The following is a 9,305-nucleotide window of genomic DNA, read 5'->3' as shown; positions in this document are numbered from 1 at the left end:
GGCAAGCTCGAGATCGAGCTCGTCGTCGAGCGCGGCCGTGGTTACGTCCCGGCCGTGCAGAACAAGGCATCCGGTGCTGAGATCGGCCGTATCCCAGTCGATTCCATCTACTCGCCGGTGCTCAAGGTGACCTACAAGGTGGACGCGACCCGTGTCGAGCAGCGCACCGACTTCGACAAGCTGATCCTCGACGTCGAGACCAAGAGCTCGATCGGCCCCCGCGACGCGCTGGCGTCGGCGGGTAAGACGCTGGTCGAATTGTTCGGTCTGGCACGTGAACTCAACGTCGAGGCCGAGGGCATCGAGATCGGGCCGTCGCCGGCCGAGGCCGACCACATCGCGTCGTTCGCGCTGCCGATCGACGACCTGGATCTGACCGTGCGCTCGTACAACTGCCTCAAGCGTGAGGGCGTGCACACCGTCGGAGAACTGGTGTCGCGCACCGAGTCCGATCTGCTCGACATCCGCAACTTCGGTCAGAAGTCCATCGACGAGGTGAAGGTCAAGCTGCACCAGTTGGGTCTGTCGCTCAAGGACAGCCCGGCCAGCTTCGACCCGTCCGAGGTCGCCGGCTATGACGTCGCCACCGGCACCTGGTCCGCCGAAGGCAACTACGACGACGCGGACTACGCCGAAACCGAACAGCTCTAACAAAATTCCGTCCCGGTCCTACCTGATACGGGGGCCGGCCCCATTTAGGAGAAGTCGCAATGCCCAAGCCCACCAAGGGTCCTCGCCTCGGCGGGTCGTCTTCGCACCAGAAGGCGATCCTGGCCAACCTGGCGACGGCGCTGTTCGAGCACGGTCGGATCAAGACAACCGAAACCAAGGCTCGGGCATTGCGGCCCTACGCGGAGAAGCTGATCACCCACGCCAAGAAGGGCACGCTGCACAACCGGCGTGAGGTGCTCAAGAAGATCCGCGACAAGGACGTGGTGCACAGCCTGTTCGCCGAGATCGGGCCGTTTTTCTCCGACCGCAACGGCGGCTACACCCGGATCATCAAGGTCGAGAACCGCAAGGGCGACAACGCGCCGATGGCGGTCATCGAGCTGGTGCAGGAGAAGACGGTGACCTCCGAAGCTGATCGCGCGCGTCGGGTGGGTGCTTCCAAGCCCGCCGCCAAGGCTTCTGCCCCTCAGCCGGCGGCTGCTGAGCCGGCGGCTGCTGAGCCGGAGGCCGCCGAGGCGAAAGCCGAGGCCGAGGACGCTGACGAGTCCTGACGATTTGCCGTTGAACGACGTGCCCGCCATCGACTCCGATGGCGGGTGCGTTCGTCTTAGGCTCGATATCGCGTACGACGGCACGGATTTCGCCGGGTGGGCGACACAGTCGGGCCAGCGGACCGTCGCAGGTGTTCTGGAGGATTCGCTATCGACAGTGTTTCGCCGTCAGCTGCGGCTGTGGGCTGCCGGTCGCACCGACACCGGTGTGCATGCCACCGGTCAGGTCGCCCATGTCGACGTTCCGGTCGACGAGCTGTCCCAGGCCTATCCGCGCTCGTCGCGGCCGAATCAGCCCGAATTTCAGCCGCTGGTCCGGCGGCTGGGCCGACTGCTGCCCACCGACGTTCGGGTCCGCCAGATTGTCCGTGCGCCAGCCGGTTTCGACTCGCGGTTCTCGGCACTACGACGCCACTACGTCTATCGGCTCACCACCGCCGACTATGGCGTGGAGCCGAGTGAGGCCCGGTACGTCACGGCGTGGCCGCGGGCGCTGGACGTCGACGCGATGGCTGCAGCCTCACGAAGCCTTTTAGGGCTGAACGACTTCGCTGCGTTCTGCCGTCACCGCGAAGGGGCCACCACGATTCGCGACCTGCAGCGGTTCGACTGGGAGCGGGACGGTGATCTGATCACCGCGCACGTCACCGCCGACGCGTTCTGCTGGTCGATGGTGCGATCGCTGGTCGGCGCGCTGCTGGCGGTCGGCGAGCATCGGCGGACCGCCGACTGGTGTGCCGATCTGCTGACCGACACCCGCCGCTCCAGCGATTACGCCGCCGCGCCGGCGCGGGGTTTGACGCTGGTGGGAGTGGACTACCCGCCCGACAGTGAACTGCAGGCGCGCACGCTGATCACCCGCGATTTGCGTACGCGGGACTGATCTACAGCTTGCCGGCGACGAAGCCGGCGGCCTGATCCACCAAGCCCGAGTCGATGTAGGACGGCTGCAGGTGTGAGTGCCAGTGCAGATCCTGGACGCCGCCGGTGCAGATCGGGTCGCCCGGAGCACACAGGTCGACGATCTTGCCGGCGAAGGCCGGGCTCGGACCGGGGATGTCGCCGACCACTCGTTGGGTGGCGTTGCCGAACAGCGCGACCGCGGCGACGTGCTGATCCATTGGCGGCGGTAGGGGATCGGTGTAGCCGAAACCCGGCTGGTTCATGGCGATGACGACGTCGGCCGCGGCGGCGCCCAGCGAGTAGCCGCCGAGCACCAGCTTGGTGTTCGGGCAGCTTCTCGCCATCGACTGCACGTGGGCGCTCATGTCGTTCGAGCCTTTGGTGACGCTGACATCGGCGGGGTAGTTGACCCCGTAGGCGCCGATCGTCATCTGCGGACGCTTCTTCTGCAGCGAGTTGATGAAGGCCTGGCCGACCGCGCCGACGCCGGGGGCTTCTTCACGGCCGCGGGCAAAGTCGACTTCGGCGTCCGGGCAGGCCGCCGACGCCTTCGCGATGGTCGTCGTCGCGAGCGGTATCAGCGCCGGGGCAGCCAGCAGACCCATGGCGAGCAACCCCGCAGCCGTCAGGATCGGACCGAGTCGCATGAGCAAAAATTAGCGGGTAAAACTAATCGCCCGCTGATACTGACCTGTGCGTTAGCTCAGCGAATGTGGCTAGGCCAGTTTGCCGGCGACGAAGTCAGCGGCCTGATTGACCATGCCGTCGCTGATATAGAGGTTGCCGGAGTGCTGCGGCCAGTTCTCCTGCCAGGTGTGCGGGTCGGCCGGGTTGCAGATCGGGTCCGTGCCGTGGCACAAGTCGATGGTCCGGTCGGCGTAGACCGGGTTGAAATTGGTGATCGGCCCGACCCACTGGGTGCCGTTGCCGAACAACGCGACCGCCGCGATGTGCTGGTCTGAGCCCGGCGGCAGCGGATTGGTGAAGCCGAATGCCGCGATGGGGGCCGCCACCACGACGTCGGTGACCGCCGCGCCCAGCGAGTAGCCGCCGAGCACGATGCGGGTGTTCGGGCAGCCGTTGATTGTGTTCTGAACGTGCGCGCTCATGTCGTTGGCGCCGATGTCGATCTCGGTGTCGGCGGGATAGCGCACCGCGTACAGGCTGACGTTCCGGTTGACCCTGGACCGCAGCGCGCTGACAAAGTTGTTGCCGACGACGCCGGCGCCGGGCGACTCCGTTCGCCCACGTGCGAACACCACCTCGACGTCCGAGCACGAGGCCGAAGCCGTCGGGATCAGCGTCGCGGGCGCAAGCATCAAACCTGCGGCGAGGATGGCGGCGACGCATGCGCCCCGAATCGATCGTGACGCGAGGGCTACCGAGCGCGGCTTCATGAACACGACAGTAGTGCGCCGTCGCAAGATCAGCGCAATCAGTTACACGTCAGTGAAATACCGCGGGCTGGGTCTGGCTGACCACGGTCGGACTCGGGGGGTTGGGGTCGGGGCCAGGCAGCGGCCCCTGACCAGGCAGCGGGCCCTGACCAGGTCCGGGCGGGACACCCAGATAACCGGAGCCAGGTGGAACGCCCATCGGCCCCTCTGGACTGGTCGGGGGGAGTATCGACAGCAGCCGGGTGGCCACGAAGCTGGCGGCCTGGCTGGTGTAGACCGGCACGTAACCGTCGGTGTGGCCCTTCCACTCGTTGCCCTGGCCAGCGTGGCAGATCGGGTCTTCGGGGTTGCAGTAGTCGACGGCCTTGGCGCCGAACATCGCGCTCTGAGCCGCGATCGTTCCACCACTGCGGTCGGCCGGGTTGCCGAACGTGGTCACCGCGATGACGTGGCTGGCGTACTGCGGCGGCAGCGAATCACCCCAGCCGACGCCGCCGATATGCGTTCCGGTGACGATGTCGACCACCGACGCGCCCTGGGAGTACCCGCCGAGCACCTGCGGGGTGGCCGGGCATTTTTCGGCCACCTCCTTGATGTGCTTGATCGCGTCCTTGGCGCCGTCGTTGCCGTGCAGCTGCAGCAGGGTGGCCCGGTAGTTGACCGGGTAGGCGTCGATGTTCTTGCCGGTGTTCTGGCGCAGGCTGTCGACGAGGGCCTGGCCGACGAGTCCCAAGCCGTTCGGCTCGTCGGTACCGCGGGCGAAGGTCACCGCGATATCCGGGCAGTTGTCGGCCTTCGCCGACGGCACCGCGCTCTGAATGGCGCTGGGTGAAATGGCGCTGGGTGCGACCGTCAGAACGGCTGCCGCCAGGACGGCGGCGGCGCCCAGGCCAACCCAGCGAAAGCGGCTTGACCAGGCACGACGGGATGCGAAACGGGTCTTGCGGCTAATGCTCACCAGGCGATTCTACGGATTTTCGGGCGCTGGGTCATATCCACGGTTTTGGGGGTTTGGCTGTGGATCGCCGAGGGCCCACGGCGTGACCAGCACATATCGTCGTGCGGGATGGCATACCAACCGACCACGAGGCTGCACATCAGCGGGCACCGATTTATGCGGCGCCGCACCGAGTGCGCGCTGCTGGGCAGGGACCTCAGCTCAGTGAACGAGTCAATGCGCGCGCCTGCACAGTCGCTGATGGCCGGGCTGGCGTTGGCCGTCTTTCTGCTGGCCGGTTGCGTGGTGCTGGCCCTTCTGCGTCCGCAACCAGGATTGTCGACGGCGCCGATCGTGATGGAGAAGCAGTCGGGGGCCCTCTACGTTCGGCTGGGCGAGACCCTGCATCCCGTGCTCAACCTGGCTTCGGCCAGGTTGATCGCGAAGACAAACGCCGACCCGCAGCCGACAGTCGCGACGGCGCTCAGTCGCGCCAGAAGGGGTCCGCTGCTGGGTATCCCCGGCGCCCCGCAGTTCTTGGGCACGCCGCTCGGTCACGACGAACTGCGGTGGACGGTCTGCGACAGCCACGACGGTACGACGGTTGTGGTTGGCCGCGGTGAAGGCCCGCAGTCCCATCATCTTGCCCGCGATCAGACGTTGCTCGTGCGGCCGTCGTCCGGAGGATCGACCTATCTCCTCTATGACGGTCGCCGATCTGTGGTGAATCTTGCTGACGCCGCGGTCGAGCGCGCGCTCGGCCCTGAGGGTCAAGTCCCAAGAACGGTGTCGACCGCACTGCTGAATGTCATCCCGGAGGCGTCGCCTTTGACCGCGCCGCGAATTCCTGATGCCGGTGGCTCGAGTTCGCTTCCGGGCTTTCCGGTCGGCAGCGTGCTGCGGGTGACGCGAACAGGCGGCGACGAGTTCTACGTCGTTCTTACCGACGGCGTTCAGCGTGTTGGACAACTTGCCGCCGATCTCGTGCGATTCACTAATCCGCAGGGCACCCGGACCGTGATCTCCGTCGCGCCTGACGTGATCCGCAACGCTCCGGCGGTGACACGGCTACCAGTGTCCGGGTTCCCCGACCAGGCGAAGAATCCGCCCCCTTCCGATGATGGGACGCTCTGCGCGGGGTGGACTTATGCGGCGTCGGGCGATGTCGACGTCTCATTTTCGATTGGGGGACTACCCCTCTCGGACGACCAGGGACCGGCATCTTTGGCGCAGGCGGACGGAGAGGGTCCAGCCGTCGACGCCGTCTATCTCCCACCAGGGCGTAGTGCGTATGTCCGCGCGACCGGCCTGTCTGGCGGCAATGTTCGCGCAGGTACGCGATATTTCATCTCCGACAACGGTGTTCGATACGCCGTCCACGACGACGACGCGGCACATGACCTCGGAATGCCCGACGCTCTGATCGCTGCACCCTGGCCAGTGTTGGCCAAGTTGCCCGCCGGGCCGGAACTGAGCAGGGCCAATGCCTCAGTCGCGCAGGATGTTCCGGCTGCCAACCGATCGGACCTGGGTTCGTCGTAGGCGCCTCCACATTCCGCCGAGCGCCAGCATCACGGCCAACAAGCAACCGCAGATCGCTGCCCCGTTGAACGCCGCGTTCCGGGCGCGGTGGTCCGGAGGGGCGACACGGGAAGGCTCAAGGATCGGCGCCGATGTCCGGGCTGGTGGAGCGGGTGGTGCGGTCGGAGTGTCGGTGCTGACCGCGGCAAGGACGTCCACCAAGCCCGCGCCGACCAGCGGATCCCAACCGCCGGGCGGATGATGCGCGGTGGCCTTGATGCGTTGCATCACCTGACGAGCCGTCCACGTCGGGAATCGGGAGCGGATCAGCGCCGCCACGCCAGTCACCACCGGCGTGGCGTAACTGGTACCCGACAGCGGAGTCGAACCCTGTTGTCCGTCAACGGCGTTAGCCAATCCAGCACCCGTTGCGCTCAGTGATATTACCCCTTCGCCAGGTGCAGCGACATCCACCCACGGCCCAGCCATAGTGAATGCAGACGGTTCGCCGCGGACGTTCAGCGAGCCCACGGTCAGCACATAGTCGTCGTACCAGGCAGGGCTCACGACGACCGTCGCTGAGTCCTTCGTCGCATCGGCTTGCTGAGCGGGGCACTGCCCGGCGCCGATATTCCCCGCAGCGACCACGACAAGTGTGTCCTTGACGTCGACGGCGTAGGCCAGCGCCGCACCGAGTGCGCGGTCGTCGAGCGCTGACCCGACACGGGCGCATGCGACCGAGGAGATATTGATGACCGAAGCGCCGAGGTCAGCGGCAGTACGCACCGCTCGCGCCATGGTGTCGACATCCCCGAAACCCGCGGCGGACGGGTCAGCAGCGGGGCCGAACTTCGTGCTGGACTGCCTGATGCTGATCACGTCAGCTTCGGGGGCGACGCCGCTGAAGTCATCCGTGTGATTGGGATCCGGTGTGGCGGCGATGATCCCGGCTACTGCCGTACCGTGGCCGTCGCAATCCTGGGTGCCGTCGCCGGTGAACACGTAATCACCGCCGGCCACCAGGCGAGACAGCCGCGGGTGCGTTGCTACCCCTGTGTCGATGACGGCGATTCGCTGGCCCGAGCCGCGGGTCAGCCGCCAAACCTGCTGCAGGTCAAGCCCGGCGAGTTGGGTGACATCGTTGGGTGGGGTGGCGTCGCTTGTCATCGAGGGCACCGCGCAGATCTCGCGCTGCACGGTCGGTTGCGGCGGACCTGGCGGCGCCGGCGGGGGGAGTCGACTGTTGTCGATTGGCGGCGGCGATACCGCTCGTGCGGGCGAGATGGCACATTGTGGCATAGCCACGACTACGGCAACCACCATGCAATGGCAGGCGCGCCATCGCGCTGTTATCACGACAGGTTCAAGCTACGTGTTACGCCATACAGCCCGCAGAGCCAAACGGCCAGCGGGACAACAACGGCCAATGCGAGGTGCTCGAGCAGTTCGATACTTCGCCGCCCGATCGGAGAGACCGTCGTCGTGTCGCGGACTGAAGCCAGACACACTGCGACGGCGCCCAGCATCAATGACAGCGCGGCGACATGGGCTGAATATTGCGGGTATGCGACAGCAGTAACCACGAGAACAGTGCTGACGGTGGCGATTCCACAGACGATGAGCGGCACGGATCTCGCAAGGTCCCGGTGTGCGCGAGACCGCAGTAGCAGGACGCCGCCGGCAACGGTGGCGAACAGGAGGCCGGGAAATCGTGGCTCGCCGGTCCGGAATGATCCCAGTGCTGCGCCCATCGCCCCCAATGCTGTCGAGGCCGAGAAGGCGGCGGTCAAGCTGGTAAGCCAGGCATGGGCACGGATTGCTCTGGCATTCACGAGATGTGGACTGGAGGACTGCTCATCTACGGTGGGTTCGACTGTTGATGGGGACAATCGCGCAAGTGTGACCGACAGCGGCGCGGATGCTTCGACAAACGCCAACGATATGGCCGTGAACGCTGCGCCGATAGCCTGCAGCGGAATAGCGGTGGTCGTGGCTACCATGGCCGCGGTCGCGCCGATCGCCGCAAACGTCAGCAACGCGGTGAATGCTACTGCGTAGCTGGATATCACGCGCATGGCCGCTGCACACGTCGCGGCAGCCGCTGCCGCAAACAGCGCATTCGGAGCGCCCGGCCCACCGGGTACGACAAATAGGCCTGCCAGCGCGGCAAAGCCCGTGGCCAGCGTGCCCCATGTCAGTCCTATGGACCGTTCGCGGGCAACGCGATACGCAATAGCGGCCGCCAGCAGAGACAACAGTGCGATCGTTGCGGCAACGCCGACGCGACCGGCACGATGGTCGTCGTTTGCGTGGAACACGGCTCGGGTCAGCACTGTTGCGGCTACGCCAGCCAGCCACGTGGTGGCCAGCGAGCCCACCAGCTGAGCCCTTCGCCGAGTCCAGCACGACTCCATCGCCGACACCGACGCGGACACCGCTTCCGCTTCGTCGTCGAAACGCGGGGCCATCAATTCAGTCCGCGAGCTTGTCAGAAGCAACGCGGCGCCATCTCGAATCCCTAATTGGGCCAGCGTATTCGACGGGTTCAGCGCGTTGTTGCCCGGAAGCGAGAGCTGATAGTGAACAGCGAGCGGCCCGGGGCGAAATCCGCTACTGCGACTCAGGATGTCGACGATCGGTGGAATCAGCAATCCGATAGGCGTTGCTGCGGACAACACCAGATCGACTCGAGCGGGTCCGGCATCAATCGATAGCCGACGTACTCCTCCGCCGCCCGGGTGTGATCCGCCATTTTGGGTGGGTACTGGCAATGCGTGGTGCACATCGACCTCCGTTCGCCAATACAGACGCTAGCCGGGATGCCGCTGCTGCCCATGCGTTGATCCACAGGCGACTTGCCGCTGATTTCCACCGTGCCTACCGTGCCAAACGCATCCGGCGGCGAAGCGGTTGCGGGCCGGATGTTGGGAGGGCGGGATGCGGTCGTTCGAGAGCGGTGCAACTGCGGAGCACGTGCCGACCGAACGATTGCCTCGGCCGCCGTACGACACCACCGACATCGTCGTCGCCGCACCACAAGAAGTAGCCCGGCAGGCGCAGCTGAGTCCAGTGGTCCGGTTTCTACCGATCGTCACGGCGATCGCGACGGTCGGGGCGATGGCGGTGGCTTACTACTCTCGATCGGCGGTAGCGCGAAATCCGGCGTTCTTGATTTTTCCGTTGATGATGCTCGTGTCGACGGTGACCACCGTCGTTTCCAACGCGGATCGGCGCCGCGGCGCGGCTAATGCCGAGCGCGCAGATTATCTGGGTTACCTGTCCGACGTGCGCACCGAAGTCGTCAATACAGCTACGGCACAGCAT

Annotated in this window: 10 protein-coding genes; 5 read left to right on the top strand and 5 right to left on the bottom strand. The window is 66.0% G+C overall.

Annotation, left to right across the window (positions count from 1 at the left end):
* The 3 genes from WAN02_RS00670 to truA all read left to right on the top strand — a co-directional run.
* Positions 1–651 (top strand): DNA-directed RNA polymerase subunit alpha (locus WAN02_RS00670; protein WP_422261850.1); only part of this gene is annotated, 651 nt, incomplete at its 5' end.
* A 59-nt stretch (positions 652–710) separates the two neighbouring features.
* Complete coding sequence (gene rplQ, locus WAN02_RS00665; protein WP_422261848.1) at positions 711–1,223, top strand: 50S ribosomal protein L17; 513 nt, start codon at positions 711–713, stop codon at positions 1,221–1,223.
* A 4-nt stretch (positions 1,224–1,227) separates the two neighbouring features.
* Positions 1,228–2,106, top strand: coding sequence for a tRNA pseudouridine(38-40) synthase TruA (gene truA / locus WAN02_RS00660; protein ID WP_422261847.1), 879 nt, complete (start codon positions 1,228–1,230; stop codon positions 2,104–2,106).
* Between the two features lies 1 nt (position 2,107).
* Here the strand turns inward: truA and WAN02_RS00655 are convergent, their stop codons facing one another.
* From WAN02_RS00655 to WAN02_RS00645, 3 genes are all read right to left on the bottom strand, one after another.
* Positions 2,108–2,773: a cutinase family protein gene (locus tag WAN02_RS00655; protein WP_422261846.1), complete on the bottom strand. Its 666-nt coding sequence runs from the start codon at positions 2,771–2,773 to the stop codon at positions 2,108–2,110.
* 69 nt (positions 2,774–2,842) lie between these two features.
* On the bottom strand, positions 2,843–3,523 hold the full coding sequence (locus WAN02_RS00650) for a cutinase family protein (protein ID WP_422261844.1): 681 nt from the start codon (positions 3,521–3,523) through the stop codon (positions 2,843–2,845).
* Between the two features lie 49 nt (positions 3,524–3,572).
* Positions 3,573–4,394: a cutinase family protein gene (locus tag WAN02_RS00645; RefSeq protein ID WP_422261852.1), complete on the bottom strand. Its 822-nt coding sequence runs from the start codon at positions 4,392–4,394 to the stop codon at positions 3,573–3,575.
* Between the two features lie 195 nt (positions 4,395–4,589).
* Between WAN02_RS00645 and eccB the strand changes: the two genes are divergently transcribed.
* Positions 4,590–6,002 carry a type VII secretion protein EccB gene (eccB, locus tag WAN02_RS00640; protein WP_422261842.1) on the top strand — a complete coding sequence of 471 codons (1,413 nt, stop codon included), beginning with the start codon at positions 4,590–4,592 and terminating at the stop codon, positions 6,000–6,002.
* Here eccB and mycP read toward each other — a convergent pair.
* Positions 5,949–7,304 carry a type VII secretion-associated serine protease mycosin gene (gene mycP, locus WAN02_RS00635; protein WP_422261840.1) on the bottom strand — a complete coding sequence of 452 codons (1,356 nt, stop codon included), beginning with the start codon at positions 7,302–7,304 and terminating at the stop codon, positions 5,949–5,951. The genes eccB and mycP overlap by 54 nt on opposite strands.
* 29 nt (positions 7,305–7,333) lie before the next feature.
* On the bottom strand, positions 7,334–8,764 hold the full coding sequence (eccD, locus tag WAN02_RS00630; RefSeq protein WP_422261838.1) for a type VII secretion integral membrane protein EccD: 1,431 nt from the start codon (positions 8,762–8,764) through the stop codon (positions 7,334–7,336).
* A gap of 154 nt (positions 8,765–8,918) precedes the next feature.
* Here eccD and WAN02_RS00625 point away from each other — a divergent pair.
* Positions 8,919–9,305: hypothetical protein (locus tag WAN02_RS00625; RefSeq protein ID WP_422261836.1), on the top strand; the 387-nt coding region annotated here is incomplete at its 3' end.

The organism is Mycobacterium sp. (assembly GCF_049281135.1).
Lineage (GTDB): Bacteria > Actinomycetota > Actinomycetes > Mycobacteriales > Mycobacteriaceae > Mycobacterium.
The sequence above is the reverse complement of the archived record's forward strand: the minus strand, read 5'-3'. Positions and strand labels throughout refer to the sequence as shown.